We start from the raw sequence: 14785 nt of genomic DNA, 5'->3' as shown, positions 1-14785 counted from the left end.
TAAAAAAACGTAGCTTTCTTCTCTTGTCACATGCATATTAATCCCAGAAATAATCTTTCTTCCTTCACTTTATATTTTGATTATACGAAACAAAGCTCTCGTTTTTCTTACTTGATACTTACAAATTCCTTAAGTAAAGGATATTTTAAAATCTTAGCTTGATGAATATGTAGCGGTACTCCTATGTTAAGAGATAGCTTAAGGACCGAGGATTATATTGTTTTTATAAAGGGTTGATGTTATGTTTGTTTTGTAATATATCGTGTTTTATGCATGTAGGAGGATTTATTGAAGAAATTATTAATATTGTTTTTATTAGCTACATTTTGTCTACAGATTACAGGATGTTCTAATAATATGGGTACACTAAGGGAGAAGTCTAAAACTTCAACAACTGTGAAGTCTAAACGCATCAATAAAGGGTGGTACAAACATATGTAATAGTTTGTATCACCCTTTGTTGATGATAGAAGTCATAAAGAAAAGACACCCTAAGGTGCCTTCCTTCGACTTGAACCATCTTAATTTTAATAATATATTGGACTCCCATCCAACTATTATTTTACCATGTTAAATTGTTTTATTCATTGAGAAATATGCTTTAAATCTATATTTTTAAAAAATATATAGATTTGAACAATATGTATACGAGCCACATATCAAAAAAAGACACTCTCAAGAGTGCCTCTCCTTAGCAGCCGAATCCGCCGCCCCAACAGCTAGCGCCAACGATGATTAATAAGATGAAGAGCACAACAAGTAAGGCAAATCCGCCGCCGAAACCACAGCCTCCACCACAACTACCTCCATAGCCCATATTAACTCCTCCTTCCATAAAGACCATTTATTAATGGATTTAATTTAATTTATGTTTTTAAGGGTGAATGGAGCAGGTCCTTAAAAAATAAAAGGATTTTGGAAGTTAAAAAGAGTTGACGATCTTATTTTTGTCACCGGAATTTTGTCTTCTACATATTGTATTTTATTCTGTGTATTGGGGGAAGGAGGATCTTATGGCTAATTCTGAGATGATTTTACGTTTACTTACGGATTTAAAGATTGAACAACAATTGTTGAAAGAACAGTTAGAGAAAATGCAAACAACTGTGACTATTCTTGAAGAAAAATCAGTGACGCTTAAAGAAAAACCAGCGACTCTTAAAGAAAAAACAATGACTCCTGAAGAAAAACCATCTGTTACAAAGCAAAGAGCTTTTTCTGGACGCCCAACATCTTTTCGTGATTGGAGAGCAGCTGCTCAAAAAAATTCATAAAACTATAAAAAAAGAAGACATCAATTAAGATGTCTTCTTTTGCTTGTACAATCCAAATGAAGTTAAGAAGATATATCCATATTGCTTTAGAAATAAGAAGAAAATAACGATTGTCGACTCCTATTTTAGTTATCTATTATTTGTTTTAATTCATTTATTCGTATTATTTTTTGAGAGCCCCAGTAATGAGGCCTTTTTTATAATTGTGTTAAAGTAGAAACCCCTCAAGCGTAGTGAGGGGTTACATGACTAGGGAAATGAATGATTATTAGTGTTTCATGAGCCGAAGTTCAGGATATTGCTTCTGAATTTCTTCTAAATGATTTTCGTTTATCCCTTTTAAATTTTGATCAAAGAAGCTAGTTACTAGTTTATTAATGAGTGTATAATTTGCGGCTACATCTTCGTCTGGTTCATTAATAATAGGTGAAAATGCTGCTAAATCTGTAAAACTGGTATGGTTTGTTTTTGGAATTACCACTGTGTACACGCCCGGTTTTTCAATCGTTTTATTTCTTAAATAGGATATTTCCAATAATTCATTTTGGATTCCGGTTGTCTTTTGATTCTCGGCTTCTTTCATATAATGAATCGTCGCCTCAGCATTCATCAACATGAATGGTTTCTGAGGACCGTCTTTAGGCATTGGGTCGCCAAACAATCCGCCATCCATATCAATTGCAGCTTTAATACGCGTATCCTTTACTAGCATCTGTGCGGCAGTTGCTCCGCCAAAAGAGTGACCGAACATTCCAATTTTGTCATAGTTAATTAAGTCTGCAATCGTTTTAAAACTTTTATCGAAATTACCTTTTATTACTTCGTTTAAAACAAAAGTAGTATCCTGTTCCCATTTTTGAACTATGGTATTTAAGGCCGTAGGTGTATTTTCAATTGGTATAGAGTCTACACGGTTTCCGTTAGGGAAAATCGTTGTTGCTGCATATCCCGTGAAATTAAGAGCGATTACTACATAGCCTTGACTAGCTAATTCCTCTAACTGGAATGTATTTTGTTGACCATATAATCCCATCCCATGGCCGAATAAAAGGAGGGGGAATTTTTCTTTAGCTTGAAGTGGCTTAGCATTTTGATAAGAATGTGTTTTTGTCAGCCCTAAATGTGTCGTTACGATATACGGAGCACCGTTTGTTACTGCCAATTGTTCACCCAGTTCGTTTATGTTCTCAAAATAGGCAGAAGGATTCCCTGATCCTTTTGCGGCAGGATAGTATACTTGTATCATTAATTCACGATTTCCATGATTATTTGGTACAGTTGTTTCTTTTCGATTTGTATCAATTAAATGAAAAGCTTTCGTGCCTACTGTATATTTTCCAGTAGGCTCTGGGAGTGTTATGATCGGAAAAAGTAAAGGTAATGTAAACATTACGATAGCAGTTACGATAATTCCTAAACCTTTTAAAACTTTCATCACTAACTTTTTAGAAACGGCTGTAGTTTTTGGTTTCAAAAAAACTTGTAATGTTAAAACGAACAATAAGAAATAGGCGGGAATCATGCGCCAGTTTGCACCAATTACAATGATGGTGGCAAGTAATAATGTATAATTTATTAGTAAAATGACTCCATTTTTTTTCGTCAAACCTCTTTTGATAAAGATGGGAATGATACTAGATAAAAGTAATGCAGCAACAAAAATGATTTCTAACATTTTTAGCTCCTTTCCTAATCAACATAAATATAGATTGATAATTTAAAACCTTCTCAATTATATAACTATCTTTGATAATTGTATGCATGTAAGTAAGTTTGGAATGTTTTTATATGACATTAAAAAAGTACTCATACGAGTACTTTTTCTTAAATGAATTATTATTTATTTTTAAACCGTTCCCCATAAATGATAAACCATACCGATAACAAAAAATGCTAGTCCTACAAATAAAACAATTAAAGCAAGCACTCCATTTTTATTATGTTCCATAAAATTAGCTCCTTTTTCATTTACTTACATACAAAAAGCCTTTAGTCGTAATTATGGCTAAAGGCTTTGAACTTCATACTTTGTAGTTCATAAAGAAAAGACACTTTAAAGTGTCTTCTACAGATTTGAATTATTTAATTCATGTAATTAATATTCGTTAGCATAAAACTCTTTTATTAATTTTATTTCATTTGTATCTGGATTAAACTTAAATATTTTAATTTGATTCGATTCATCTTTGTATGCAAATGTATTCTCACCAACTTGGGTCATATTGCTGGTGTTTAAAATAGGATCGCTACCGTGATCAGTAATTTCCACAGTTTTCTCACGATCCCAGAATGCAATGACAATAATCAAAATGATAAGACATACCCGTATAAAACGTAATTCTCTTGCAACAGGATGTTCCATCTGTTTGTCTCCTTTACTGTTTGATAGAGTCTGTTTATAAAAGAGATAATTCCTAGGAATATAAATAAAAAAGACACCGTAAAGTGTCTTTTTTATTTTAGTTATGCGCATTACTTAATAAGACGCTAGTTCCTCAGTCTGGCTATGAGTAACTATGTAGGGTGATTCCATTATAACATTTTAACCAGTAATGGGTCTATATGGAATTTAATTGATTTTCTTTTTGATTATTCAGAACGATTAATTGGGTATTTGGATGAAGGCAGCAGTGAGGAAGAAGGGACTTAACTTGTTTTAGAAGAGTGTCTTCTTTTTTGTATCATTGTGAGTAAAGTGTAGAGTTATATTTCCCTTTACACGAACATAACGGTATAATATAGTTAAGTTAAGTAAACTTAACTATTAAACAAAACGAAATAAAAGCATGGAGGAATAACGCTATGACTAGAACGTATAAAGAAGTAATTAATGAAATGAACCGAGCTTATAATGAATTCTACATTTTACTATTCCAGGAGTTAAAAGATGAGTTCGGTCTTACAGGACAGCAAGAGAGCATGCTATTTCATATTAATTTAAATGAAAACACGACAGCAAATCACATTGCGACTACTTTTAATATATCAAAAAGTGCCGTTAGTCAAGTTTTATCTAAATTGGAGAAACAGAAGATGATTTCAAAACAAGTAAACCCTAATAATAAACGGGAGTATTTTCTTACACTTGGTCCAAACGGTAGTAAGTATATAGAGCGGTTGTCGGAGTTAGATGATGTATTAATTGAGAAATATTTTTCTAAAATCGATATAAACGCCCTAGAGCAAATGACAGATACGTTAACGAAAATAAATAAAGTCATATTGGAAGAAAAACAGAAAGATCTTGATTGTAATGAGTAAGAACGTAGATGAAGCAATTAGTAGAAAGGAGGAGAAGTGTATTATGAGTTTCATACCAAATATGATTACGATAGCAAATTTTGTATGTGGGCTTTTAGCTATTTACGCTGTTTTCGTTCACGATATTTATTTGGGAGCAGTTTTTATTATTACAGGTATGTTGTTTGACTTTTTAGATGGTATGGTCGCTCGGAAACTTGATTCTGTTTCGGAAATTGGTGGAGAGTTGGACTCATTTGCGGATTTAGTTACTTTTGGTGTGGCACCGTCTATTCTGGCATATAGTGCCTCGTTAAAAGATTTGCAGTCTATCGGGATGATATGCGCGCTTGCTTACAGTATTTGCGGCATGCTTCGGCTTGCAAGATTTAACACAAAGCAAAGCAAACTCCCAACCTTTATCGGCATGCCGATTCCATTTGCGGCAATGTGTCTCCTCATTTTATGTTTTTTAAAGAATCCAGTTTCCGTGGCGTTTGGTACATGCGTACTCGCTTATTTAATGGTAAGCAAAATCAAATTCCCTCATTTTAAAAAAGATATAGCTGAAAGCTTGAAGCCTGGAAGATTGGATTGATGATACGAGATTACAATGAGAAAGATAAAGGAGAATAACATGATTCGTATGGCATTAAGATCATTCAACATACAAATGTATTGTTTGCTAGGCATAATGTTATTGGGATGGCTTGTGACACCTTTTTCAGCACAGTTCGTAGGGATAAGCATTGGCCTTTTGGTGAGTATGTACTGCGCCTGGATTTTAGGAAGGCGTATTGAAAAGTTCGGAGATAGCATTGTAAAAAAAGCAAAAGCACCGATGCTTGGAATGATAAATCGGTTCGCAGCCGCAATACTCGGCGCGATTATTATGTATGAAATTGAACACCATGAATTCATGTGGACATTCGCTGCTGGAATTATGGGTGGGTATTTCTTGGTTATTATTAATTTAGGGTATTACAGTATGAGGGATGAGAAGGGATAAAGTGAAACCTAAGTTTAAGCATACTGTTGCCTAACAACGAATAGCGGATTAGTAATTAGAGTAATAATAAAATCTAACATAAAATTTAAGGAAAATTTTATATTTCCCCCACTTTTTATTTTAAAAGTTTTTCCTATCCTATAAACAAGTTACATCAAGGAGGAGACTGAAAATGAAGAAGTGGGGATTTTATATTTTTAATATATTCCCTATATTCGAAGACAAAGTAAAAGATTAAATATATGAACAAAGTACTGGTTCTTAAACTATGTTCTAAATAATAGATGAAAATGTAAAGTTAGGGGATTCCACATGCATACAGAAGTTTTGATGAGTTATTTGTATACGTATTTTTTTACAATTATGTTTTGTATTGTATTTCAAATTGGATGTTATTTTAAAGTGAAAAACAATATATCTATTCGGCATTTTCTATGGGTGTATGTTTTTCTATTTTACCTTTCGCTTGTGTATAAGGTGACGCAAATCGCGACTGTATGGGATATAAGTAGATACGAAACGTGGATTCGTGTAAATCAAATCAACTTGACTCTATTTGATACGGCAGGTAGTACTACGTATCTTTTGAACATCGTACTGTTTATGCCGCTCGGTTTTTTATTACCGATGATTTGGCCGTATTTTAGAAAAATAAAAAACACGGTATGTGCAGGATTCTTTTTTTCATTGGCAATTGAGTTAAATCAATTGTTAAATAATAGAATTACAGATATTGATGATTTATTTACGAACACCCTCGGGGCGATTATTGGGTATTTATTATATAGAGCTTTAAAAATGATATTTAAAAGAGAGGGGGAAAAGCTTGATACCAGCTCTTCTCTAGTTATAAAATACGAGGCTATTTTTTGTTTAGTATGTTCATTTGTAGGAGCGATGTTAATTTATCATCCAGCTTTATTTGGAAGACCTGTCATCATTCAGTGAGGCAATTACGAATTTCTTGTTAATGCCCGTACGATATTTCAATTTGCAAAAAGCCTTTAACTTGTTATAGTTAAAGGCTTTTATCATCATAATTTTTACTTACCAATTACCCACTCTAACATCCGCCTTCAACCACTTCACCCAATCAAAATCCTCTACCTTAAGCAAACTAAGCGAAACACCCTTCATATCTAAAGAAGTTAACAGTGTACCAACCTTTACGAATGTCACTTGCAATCCTTCAAGTTCACACAAACGGCGAATGTCGTTTGCGAAAATGTATTGTTCCATTAATGGAGTTGCGCCGAGTCCATTAATGAGGATAGCGAAGTTGTCTCCTTTTCTCCAGCGATAAATGCTTTTTAGTTTGTTCATTAGTTCGATCGCTAATATTTCAGAAGAGGATAGTGCTTCTTTACGGTAACCTTTTTCTCCGTGAATGCCTACGCCATAAAACACTTCATCGTCATTTAATGTGAATGAAGCTTTTCCTTTTACTGGATCGTTGACAGGGGAAAGAGCAACTCCTAATGTGTGTAAGTTTTTAGTGATAGAGCGGCCAAGTGTTGTTAGTTCTTCTAGAGAATGGCCTTCAAGAGCGGCCGCACCAAGTATTTTTTGAATGAAAACAGTACCAGCGACGCCGCGTCTTCTTTTATTAAAAGAAGCATCATCTTCAATTGAAACGTCGTCATTTACGATGATGTGGTCAATTTTTCTTCCTTCTTCTTTAGCGATCTGCTTTGCCGCAAGAAAGTTCTCAACGTCATCTTTAAAGTTTTTAATAATGAATAGTATACTTTTATCTTTTGGCATAAGGCGAGTTGCCGCCGCAATTTGTTCCACTGTAGGCGGAGTGAAGATGCTTCCGTTTACTGCCGCTGTAAGCATACCTTTTCCTACATAGCCAATATCAGCAGGTTCATGTCCGCTACCACCGCCACTTATAATAGCGACGTCTTGCTTCATTTTTTCGATATCTTTTACATAAATGATGTTATTCGTTTCATCGTAATTTACTTTGTCGTTATGTTCAAAATAAAAGCCGTGCAGCATATCTTGAACGATATTTTGTACATCATTCATAATCTTTTTCATTGCTTTTGCCACCCTTTAATTACTTTGCTGATTGCTCCAGTAATAGTAGTAATTGATTGTTTATCATATTTTTCATAAGAGAAGACATAATGGAAGGATCTACTTCGCACTTACTTTCAATCCAATCTTTTATCGTTCCAACGAAGCCGTGACTATAAAAGGAGGCAATCGTATTTTTTGTCTCATCAGAAAGGCTGAATCCACAGCTCACAGATAGTTCATCGATAATCTTCATATATAAGTTTTTCGTATGCTCAAATAAATAGTGATTAAACGAGTTTTGCTCAATGACTTTAAAAGCATTTCGGTAAAATTTTTGATTTTCATAAAAGTAATCAAATAATAAATCGAAAATGTTTTCCCACGTTTCATAATCGAGAAAGTCGATAATGTTTTCCTTCGTTTCTTCTCTATAAATCCAGCTTAATAGTTCAAATTTATCTTTAAAATGATAATAAAAAGTTTGCCTACGCATTTGACAGTGTAACATAATATCGCTCACTGATATTTTATGAAACGACTCTGTTTCCATTAAATACTTCAATGAGTTCGCGATTATCTTTTTAGAAATTATAGAAGAGGTCATCTGAATCATCCCTAGAATGTTATTAATATGAAAATCCTATCTATAAATGAGAGCGGTGTCTTTAGACAGATTGTCCATTTTGTCCGTTTACTATAAAACGCTTTCATTTTAACATGGTTAGTAAGAAGAAGATTTCAAATATATCACAATATATTAAAGGAATTGAGGGAGAACTACAATGAAAAAGATTATAAACAAACCAGAAACATTAGTAATGGAAATGTGCAACGGAATGGTTATGGCTCATCCAGAGCTTGAGCTTTTGAAAAAATATAAAGTGATTAAGAAGAAAGAAATGAACGAAAATAAAGTAACGTTAATTAGTGGAGGCGGTAGTGGTCACGAGCCGGCACATGCAGGATTAGTCGGAAAAGGAATGTTAGATGCGGCAGTGTGCGGAGATGTGTTTGCGTCACCTTCACAAATTCAGGTATACCAAGCGATTAAAGAGACAGCTAGTAAAAAAGGTACGTTATTAATTATTAAAAATTATAGCGGCGATATTATGAATTTCAAAAACGGTGCGCATTTAGCGACGGAAGATGGAATTGAAGTCGACTACGTAAAGGTGGACGATGATATTGCGGTAGAAGATAGCCTGTACACAGTAGGACGCCGCGGCGTTGCGGGCGTTATTTTAGTTCATAAAATTGCCGGCGCAGCAGCGGAAGCAGGTATGGATTTAGGAGCGGTGAAAGCTGTAGCAGAAAAAGCAGCGGCTAACGTGCGCACAATCGGTTTAGCATTAACGTCTTGTACAGTTCCAGCGAGTGGATCACCTACTTTCACACTTGCGGAAGATGAAATGGAATACGGTGTAGGTATTCACGGCGAACCAGGAATTAAGCGTGAAAAAATGCTGTCAGCAGATGAACTAGCGAACCGTATGACAAATGACCTTGTAAAAGATTTAGGAGTAAAAGATGGCGAGGAAATCGCAATTCTAGTTAACGGTTTTGGCGGAACACCACTGCAAGAACTTTACTTATTTAACAACGCAGTTACGAGAGAACTAGCTGCAAGAAACATTAAAATTAATAGAGTATTCGTCGGTAACTATATGACAAGTATTGATATGGCTGGTATGTCTTTAACGGTAATGAAGTTAGATGAAGAGCTAAAAACATTACTATCAAAAGAATGTAATACACCAGCGTTTAAAGTAGACGGTCCAGTTGAAAGTGTAGAGTACGTAAATGTACTTGAAGAGACAGAAGAGAAGGAAGTTTCATTTGAACTAGAAACTGCGGAAGAGCACGCTGTTATTAAAGATAATGTTATTACATTAAACAACATGATTTATCTCGTTGATAAAATGAGCGATATTATTATTAAAAATGAAGTACCGTTCTGTGAGCTAGATACGCATGCTGGTGATGGCGACTTCGGAATGAGTGTGGCAAAAGGATTTAAGCAATTAAAACGTGAGTGGCACTCTATTGTAGAACAAGAAAACGTAACGATCGGATCATTCCTTGATGGCTGTTCGATGATTATTATGGAACATTGCGGCGGCGCATCTGGTCCAATTTGGGGCGGTGCATTCCGCGCTGCTAGTAAAGCTGCGGGCGAAAAACGTGAGTTAACAGTGAAAGAATTCGCTGAAATGCTGCAAGCAGCATTGCAAGGCATACAATCGATCGGTGAAAGATCATTCGGCAGAGGAGCAGTAGTTGGTGACAAAACACTTGTTGACGCACTTGCTCCATGTGTAGACTCTTGGTTAGATAGCGCCTCAAACGAAGTAGACGTAAAAACTGCCTTTGAAAAAGGAGCAGAAGCAGCGGTCAAAGGAGCAGAGTACACGAAAGAAATCGTAGCTCGCATGGGCCGCGCTGGTACAGTTGGCGAAAGAAGCTTAGGATATCCAGATGCAGGTGCACATGCACTTGGGGTTATCTTTACGGAGATTGCAGGTAGTTTGAAATAGTAATTGGAAAGTCCCTCTGCCTTAAGGTGGAGGGATTTTTATATAGTTGATATGTAGAAGACTTCTTTCGGTTCTTTCTCAGTAAAATATGAGTTTGTTACTATTTTTGATAAAATCTTATTTCAAAAATACAACTAATATTTCTCAACATTAATATATTGAAAATAGTTAGAATATTTAAGATAATCATTTGTGAAGAAGTAAATTATAAAAAAAGGGGGAATTTATTTTGTTACGTCGTTTATCTATTTGTACAGTACTAACAGCTTTTATATTTACTTTATTTACATTTAACGGCTCTGCTTTCGCGGCTACGAATGCTACTGAAAATCAAAATGTAGTAGCAGCTTGTGCAAAGGGAGGTACGGTAGGTGTATATGGTGCAAAGATGCGCAGTGGTTATACTGTCGATTCACCTGTCTTACATACATTTAATGATGGTACGAAAATTACTGGAACATGGGTAACTGGTGAATATGTTCAAGGTCATTACAGTAATTCTAAACAGTGGTTAAAAGTTACATATAAAGGGATGACAGGTTATGTATCCCATACAACATTATATAACGTTTGCTCATAAAACTATGTACCATAATAGCTTTGGATATATTGAGCTAATCTCTTCTCGAGATTAGTTCTTTTTTATCTCTTAGTTTTTAATGGGGCATTTTTTGAAAAAGACCAACGATTCATTAAATCGATGGTCTTACGTTTATATAGTATTCATTTGTATCTATATTAAATTTTTCATTGTTTTTTGCTTATTTTAGACTTAGTTTGTTTGTGATTGCAGCTTATCAATTTTCCAGTATGTTTGTAGAGGGTCTAAAGAGCTTTCAATATAAAACATATATTCATCTGCGGTACGTGGTACTTCAAAAGCTATTTTCAATTCTACCGTTTCATTTGGTTTAACTTGTATATCAGAAGGGTTTTGATCAAGCACCTTTCCTTTATAGATCTTTCCGTCTTTTTCATCTTTTAAGTTATATTTTAATTCTGATAGTCCAATCGTTTGACCTCGTACATTTTTTACAGAGACATTAACAACTACGGAATCGTTGCTAGCATTTAAATAGGCACTTTGAACAGCGGTCAAGTAATAGCCTCCCTTAACACTCTCACCAACTAATAAAATACCTTGTTCCAAGCGGCTCATATCTTCTTTTTCTTCAAAATTTATTAATTCTTCATTTTCATTTTTTGCGGTTGGTTCTTCTATTGGACCATTTTCAACGGCACTATCTGTTTTATCTTGTGTGCAAGCAGCCGTAACACTGACTAATACTAGAATGAAAGTAAGTAATATAGATAATTTTCTCATAAAATTTATCTGTCTCCTTAAGTTTCTCAATTTTGTGCAACTATACATATAAGATTAACATAATGTCTCATTATTGGCTCAAAATAGGGGGTCTTTTAGACAACTTATTCTTTTTACTTTTAATATACATTCGATTGGTTCTCGCGATATTTGTTAATCTTTTAAAACATTGGCTTAGTAATACCGAGGGTTATTATAGATATATTAATCATGTAATTTGTCCATATCAAAATGAACGTTTTTTGCATTTAATATATTGTAAATATATTTTATTTTGGAAGGATGTGATTATATGGCTCATAAATCTACTGGAGTGTTTCGAGTTCCAGTTTCTGAAAATGGGATTATTCCAACTGCTCTCAACATTATGTTAAACAATGATTCACGCTGTCATACTAGTAATGTAACGGTAACTGTTAAGAGAAGTCGAAACACCTTTTTCCCAACTCAAAATGAATTAGTTGAAATCTCTCGTACTTTTGTTTCTTTAGAACCAAACAGAACAACTAAGATTGTGTTGTTTACTCCAGAATTCCAAGTAGAAGATTTCCTTGATGTCATCATTAGTGGAAATAGAGAGGATGTTAAGGATGTTCTTGTATATTCTTTCTTAGCAGATTCAGTAGGTCATAATCTGCCATCTACTGTTTTCAGAAATGCAGAATACACTTTTGCTTGCTGACACAGTGATGATGTATTCTTTACTGTCGTATATCTGAATTGAAATGTTGCAAACAGCACTTCAAGGCATATAATCTATCGGTGAAAGATCATTCGGCAGAGGAGCGGTAGTTGGTGAAAGAAGTTTAGGATATTCAGATGCAGGTGCACATGCGCTTGGGGTACCTTTACGGAGATTTCGGGTAGTTTGAAATAGAAATTAGAAGATCCCTTCTACCTTAAGGTGGAGGGGGTTTTTAATATTATTTTTTGATATATATTGCTAAATATGTTCCCATAATTCATTCTATTGTATTGAGAATAATGTCATCTACATCAAAAAACGGTTTATAAAAGGAACTAGTATTTGAAGAAGTTCCACCTCAAACATACTCCTATGCATATAAGTATGTTTGAGGTGGATTTATTAAAGAATTTTATATATAGCATGAATGAAAATGAGATAAATAAAACAATGCTTCTCAGTATGTTCTTAAGAATTAATTGAGCAGGTCCTTGTAAAAATAAAGAAAAGACACCAAAAGGTGCCTTTCGCCGACTTAAATTAATTTTAATATTATCGATCTAAGTTTAAAAGCTATAAGAATTTTTTCTGTAGGATTTGTAAGTAGTTTTTACGAAATTATGAGTGTTTTTTATTTTGTAATTCAATAAGTTCATCTGGTAGCATTTTTGTATAATATTCTTTTTCTGTTAGTTCAAATATAAATAATGCTTTTTTCCAGTTATAAATAACATCTTCTACATTATGTTGTTTCATTTTTAATAAACACTGACCTTTTAAATAGAATAGTTCACCTAGTAAGTATAAAGTATTTAGATTAATTGCTAATTTGATACCCTTATCAATATACTTTATTGCCTCTTCATGTTGATATGTGAAGTCGAAACATTTTGCTAAATTTAACATGAGTTTTAATTTAATTTCTTTATCTCTAGGAAAATCTAATTTATTAAAATTAGTTAAACATCTTTTGAATATATTAATACTTTTTTCATATTCTTTATTTTCTGCATAAAATATAGCCATTGTTTGCATAATATCTATTTCTCTTTCTGATAAAAAATCAGAATTAGTTAAAGTCAGTTTTAATGCATTATTTAAAAAATCTAAAGCAGTTTTTATTGATTTATCCACCATAAATATAGCAATTGCTTCATGCCACATTAGAAATTGTTTCTCATCTTTTGTTTGAAAATTATTTAAGTTTTTCTCTTTTTTTACTATTTCATAAAGTTCTTTATATTGTTTTTGCTTTAAGCAATCTTTTATTACGTATTTTACGTTTTCTACATATTTTAATCTTTTGTTTTGAGTTAGTGCAAATATGTTATTCGGATCAATACCAAGTCTTTCTGATAATTGATATAACAATATACTAGATGGATAAATCATACCTTTTTCAATCTTGCTAATTTGACTTTGTGAACATATTCCATGACATAATTCGGATTGTGATATATTTTTTTTAATTCTAAGTTCTTTAATGGTAATACCCAAATCGTTAAATTCCATTTTGCCACCTACTATTTAGCACTTTATTAATATAAGAACATTCTCTAACCTTAATGTAATGTAAAATTAATATAGTTGCAATTATTGTTTTAAAGGGCTTATCGTTTCTATAAGATGGTGAGATTTTTTTATGTACAAAAAAGACACCCTAAGGTGCCTTACGCCGACTTGGACCACATTCGTTTAATATAAACCTATCTGTATTTTCACATGCTTCTCTAATTCCTCTATTTTCCATTTGATAAAATAAAATCCTAATATTACTAATAATTAAATAAATATTTCTACATATTCAAGATATTTACATAAATTACAAAGGTGATACATTTAAGTTGTAATCTATAAAAACTATTAAAGGGGGATTTATTATGTTCAAGAAATTAGTAGTAGGAGCGTTAGCAACAGGTATTGCATTAACAGGAGGAATGGGTGCAGCTTCAGCTGATACACAAAAAGCTGTGAGCTCTCCGAAGCAAGCAGCCTGCTCCATTCCTTATGAGTATTCTAATGGTAAATTCAAAAGAACTCTTTATTACTCAAATGGAGTATATGCTAATAGTTTTAATGAAAATGTTTGTGGCGGGACGATTACGTGGTATTTAAAACATGTTCAACATGGAGTTGCTTTTTACGAAGGTAATTTAAAATAGTAGATTTTTTGAACCTCATTTATTGAGGTTCTTTTATTTTTAGTTTTTAAACTGATTCTCTATAAAAAAGACACCCTAAGGTGCCTTTTTGCGATTTGATCCATTGTAATATGGTATTGAATGCCAGTCCGATTATTATTTTACTATGTTAAGTAGTTTCGATTATTGAGAAAAAATACAACTCATTGTTTGAATGCAAAAAAGCCCTAGGGGGACTAGGACTTTTTGCTAGAATGAATAAGATTTAAAAAAGGACTTATATAACGTAACATATGAATGTTTCGTAAATGTATCAAAAAAATGAACAAAATAGTTATTTTAAATAAAAAAAGCTCCGCGATAAAAGCTGCGGAGCTTCATAAGGTCGAGTTATGTCGTACTCACAAGGGATTTTAACATGAATGTTGTGGTAAAAATACCGGTAAATTTATCCTATAAACCCCCCCCGCTGATTAGAGTTTCACTTCATTCGAAGGAATTTATGTTTTATAAATTAGATTATGATAGTTGATATTCTCCATATTGACCA

16 protein-coding genes and 1 pseudogene are annotated in these 14785 nt (G+C 33.3%); 10 read left to right on the top strand and 7 right to left on the bottom strand.

Going from position 1 to position 14785, the window contains the following annotated elements; translation table 11 throughout:
- Positions 1-691 precede the first annotated feature (691 nt).
- Positions 692-817, bottom strand: coding sequence for a YjcZ family sporulation protein (locus tag BLT20_RS02995; protein ID WP_000540377.1), 126 nt, complete (start codon positions 815-817; stop codon positions 692-694).
- 196 nt (positions 818-1013) lie between these two features.
- Here BLT20_RS02995 and BLT20_RS02990 point away from each other — a divergent pair, with 196 nt between their 5' ends.
- Positions 1014-1274 carry a hypothetical protein gene (locus BLT20_RS02990; protein ID WP_000013698.1) on the top strand — a complete coding sequence of 87 codons (261 nt, stop codon included), beginning with the start codon at positions 1014-1016 and terminating at the stop codon, positions 1272-1274.
- 268 nt (positions 1275-1542) lie between these two features.
- Here the strand turns inward: BLT20_RS02990 and BLT20_RS02985 are convergent, their stop codons facing one another.
- Both BLT20_RS02985 and BLT20_RS02975 read right to left on the bottom strand, forming a co-directional pair.
- On the bottom strand, positions 1543-2949 hold the full coding sequence (locus tag BLT20_RS02985; RefSeq protein WP_000889687.1) for an alpha/beta hydrolase family protein: 1407 nt from the start codon (positions 2947-2949) through the stop codon (positions 1543-1545).
- 420 nt (positions 2950-3369) lie between these two features.
- Positions 3370-3636: a YmzC family protein gene (locus BLT20_RS02975; protein ID WP_000400965.1), complete on the bottom strand. Its 267-nt coding sequence runs from the start codon at positions 3634-3636 to the stop codon at positions 3370-3372.
- Between the two features lie 440 nt (positions 3637-4076).
- Here BLT20_RS02975 and BLT20_RS02970 point away from each other — a divergent pair, with 440 nt between their 5' ends.
- From BLT20_RS02970 to BLT20_RS02955, 4 genes are all read left to right on the top strand, one after another.
- Positions 4077-4535: a MarR family winged helix-turn-helix transcriptional regulator gene (locus BLT20_RS02970; RefSeq protein WP_000198939.1), complete on the top strand. Its 459-nt coding sequence runs from the start codon at positions 4077-4079 to the stop codon at positions 4533-4535.
- 43 nt (positions 4536-4578) lie between these two features.
- Positions 4579-5112, top strand: coding sequence for a CDP-diacylglycerol--serine O-phosphatidyltransferase (gene pssA, locus BLT20_RS02965; protein WP_000008335.1), 534 nt, complete (start codon positions 4579-4581; stop codon positions 5110-5112).
- Positions 5113-5151: 39 nt separating this feature from the next.
- Positions 5152-5523, top strand: a complete 372-nt coding sequence (locus BLT20_RS02960; RefSeq protein WP_000620595.1) for an ATP synthase subunit I — start codon at positions 5152-5154, stop codon at positions 5521-5523.
- 312 nt (positions 5524-5835) lie between these two features.
- Positions 5836-6471, top strand: coding sequence for a VanZ family protein (locus BLT20_RS02955; protein ID WP_000556724.1), 636 nt, complete (start codon positions 5836-5838; stop codon positions 6469-6471).
- Positions 6472-6570: 99 nt separating this feature from the next.
- Here BLT20_RS02955 and dhaQ read toward each other — a convergent pair whose 3' ends face one another.
- Both dhaQ and dhaS read right to left on the bottom strand, forming a co-directional pair.
- Complete coding sequence (dhaQ, locus tag BLT20_RS02950; protein ID WP_000723361.1) at positions 6571-7569, bottom strand: DhaKLM operon coactivator DhaQ; 999 nt, start codon at positions 7567-7569, stop codon at positions 6571-6573.
- A 19-nt stretch (positions 7570-7588) separates the two neighbouring features.
- Positions 7589-8155 (bottom strand): dihydroxyacetone kinase transcriptional activator DhaS, encoded by a 567-nt coding sequence (dhaS, locus tag BLT20_RS02945; RefSeq protein ID WP_000204220.1) that lies wholly within the window; start codon positions 8153-8155, stop codon positions 7589-7591.
- 178 nt (positions 8156-8333) lie between these two features.
- On the opposite strand from dhaS, the gene dhaK reads away from it, so the two are divergent.
- Both dhaK and BLT20_RS02935 read left to right on the top strand, forming a co-directional pair.
- Positions 8334-10085, top strand: coding sequence for a dihydroxyacetone kinase subunit DhaK (gene dhaK, locus BLT20_RS02940; RefSeq protein WP_000720737.1), 1752 nt, complete (start codon positions 8334-8336; stop codon positions 10083-10085).
- Positions 10086-10314: 229 nt separating this feature from the next.
- Positions 10315-10665, top strand: coding sequence for an SH3 domain-containing protein (locus tag BLT20_RS02935; RefSeq protein WP_000946193.1), 351 nt, complete (start codon positions 10315-10317; stop codon positions 10663-10665).
- Positions 10666-10857: 192 nt separating this feature from the next.
- On the opposite strand, the gene BLT20_RS02930 is transcribed toward BLT20_RS02935, so the two are convergent.
- Positions 10858-11409, bottom strand: a complete 552-nt coding sequence (locus tag BLT20_RS02930; RefSeq protein ID WP_001228902.1) for a DUF4352 domain-containing protein — start codon at positions 11407-11409, stop codon at positions 10858-10860.
- A gap of 292 nt (positions 11410-11701) precedes the next feature.
- Here BLT20_RS02930 and BLT20_RS02925 point away from each other — a divergent pair, with 292 nt between their 5' ends.
- A complete protein-coding gene (locus BLT20_RS02925; protein WP_000940664.1) occupies positions 11702-12091 on the top strand; it encodes a hypothetical protein in 390 nt (129 codons plus the stop codon).
- Between the two features lie 94 nt (positions 12092-12185).
- A pseudogene (locus tag BLT20_RS31285) lies at positions 12186-12286 on the top strand (dihydroxyacetone kinase); the annotation flags it as partial.
- A gap of 426 nt (positions 12287-12712) precedes the next feature.
- Here BLT20_RS31285 and BLT20_RS02910 read toward each other — a convergent pair.
- Positions 12713-13606, bottom strand: a complete 894-nt coding sequence (locus BLT20_RS02910) for a helix-turn-helix domain-containing protein (protein WP_000395468.1) — start codon at positions 13604-13606, stop codon at positions 12713-12715.
- A 368-nt stretch (positions 13607-13974) separates the two neighbouring features.
- On the opposite strand from BLT20_RS02910, the gene BLT20_RS02905 reads away from it, so the two are divergent.
- Positions 13975-14256 carry a hypothetical protein gene (locus tag BLT20_RS02905; protein WP_000473820.1) on the top strand — a complete coding sequence of 94 codons (282 nt, stop codon included), beginning with the start codon at positions 13975-13977 and terminating at the stop codon, positions 14254-14256.
- Positions 14257-14785: the final 529 nt, after the last annotated feature.

It is taken from the genome of Bacillus sp. cl96, from assembly GCF_900100505.1.
GTDB classification, from domain to species: Bacteria; Bacillota; Bacilli; order Bacillales; family Bacillaceae_G; genus Bacillus_A; species Bacillus_A cereus.
This window is presented reverse-complemented; position numbering and strand designations above follow the sequence as displayed.

Excerpts from the sequence above, each read along its gene's own strand:
- BLT20_RS02905 (WP_000473820.1), top strand. The coding sequence starts at position 13,975 with ATGTTCAAGAAATTAGTAGTAGGAGCGTTAGCAACAGGTATTGCATTA.
- BLT20_RS02990 (WP_000013698.1), top strand. The coding sequence starts at position 1,014 with ATGGCTAATTCTGAGATGATTTTACGTTTACTTACGGATTTAAAGATT.
- pssA (WP_000008335.1), top strand. The coding sequence starts at position 4,579 with ATGAGTTTCATACCAAATATGATTACGATAGCAAATTTTGTATGTGGG.
- BLT20_RS02995 (WP_000540377.1), bottom strand. The coding sequence starts at position 817 with ATGGGCTATGGAGGTAGTTGTGGTGGAGGCTGTGGTTTCGGCGGCGGA.
- BLT20_RS02930 (WP_001228902.1), bottom strand. The coding sequence starts at position 11,409 with ATGAGAAAATTATCTATATTACTTACTTTCATTCTAGTATTAGTCAGT.
- BLT20_RS02960 (WP_000620595.1), top strand. The coding sequence starts at position 5,152 with ATGATTCGTATGGCATTAAGATCATTCAACATACAAATGTATTGTTTG.
- BLT20_RS02925 (WP_000940664.1), top strand. The coding sequence starts at position 11,702 with ATGGCTCATAAATCTACTGGAGTGTTTCGAGTTCCAGTTTCTGAAAAT.
- BLT20_RS02985 (WP_000889687.1), bottom strand. The coding sequence starts at position 2,949 with ATGTTAGAAATCATTTTTGTTGCTGCATTACTTTTATCTAGTATCATT.
- dhaK (WP_000720737.1), top strand. The coding sequence starts at position 8,334 with ATGAAAAAGATTATAAACAAACCAGAAACATTAGTAATGGAAATGTGC.
- BLT20_RS02910 (WP_000395468.1), bottom strand. The coding sequence starts at position 13,606 with ATGGAATTTAACGATTTGGGTATTACCATTAAAGAACTTAGAATTAAA.
- BLT20_RS02975 (WP_000400965.1), bottom strand. The coding sequence starts at position 3,636 with ATGGAACATCCTGTTGCAAGAGAATTACGTTTTATACGGGTATGTCTT.
- dhaQ (WP_000723361.1), bottom strand. The coding sequence starts at position 7,569 with ATGAAAAAGATTATGAATGATGTACAAAATATCGTTCAAGATATGCTG.
- BLT20_RS02970 (WP_000198939.1), top strand. The coding sequence starts at position 4,077 with ATGACTAGAACGTATAAAGAAGTAATTAATGAAATGAACCGAGCTTAT.
- BLT20_RS02955 (WP_000556724.1), top strand. The coding sequence starts at position 5,836 with ATGCATACAGAAGTTTTGATGAGTTATTTGTATACGTATTTTTTTACA.
- dhaS (WP_000204220.1), bottom strand. The coding sequence starts at position 8,155 with ATGACCTCTTCTATAATTTCTAAAAAGATAATCGCGAACTCATTGAAG.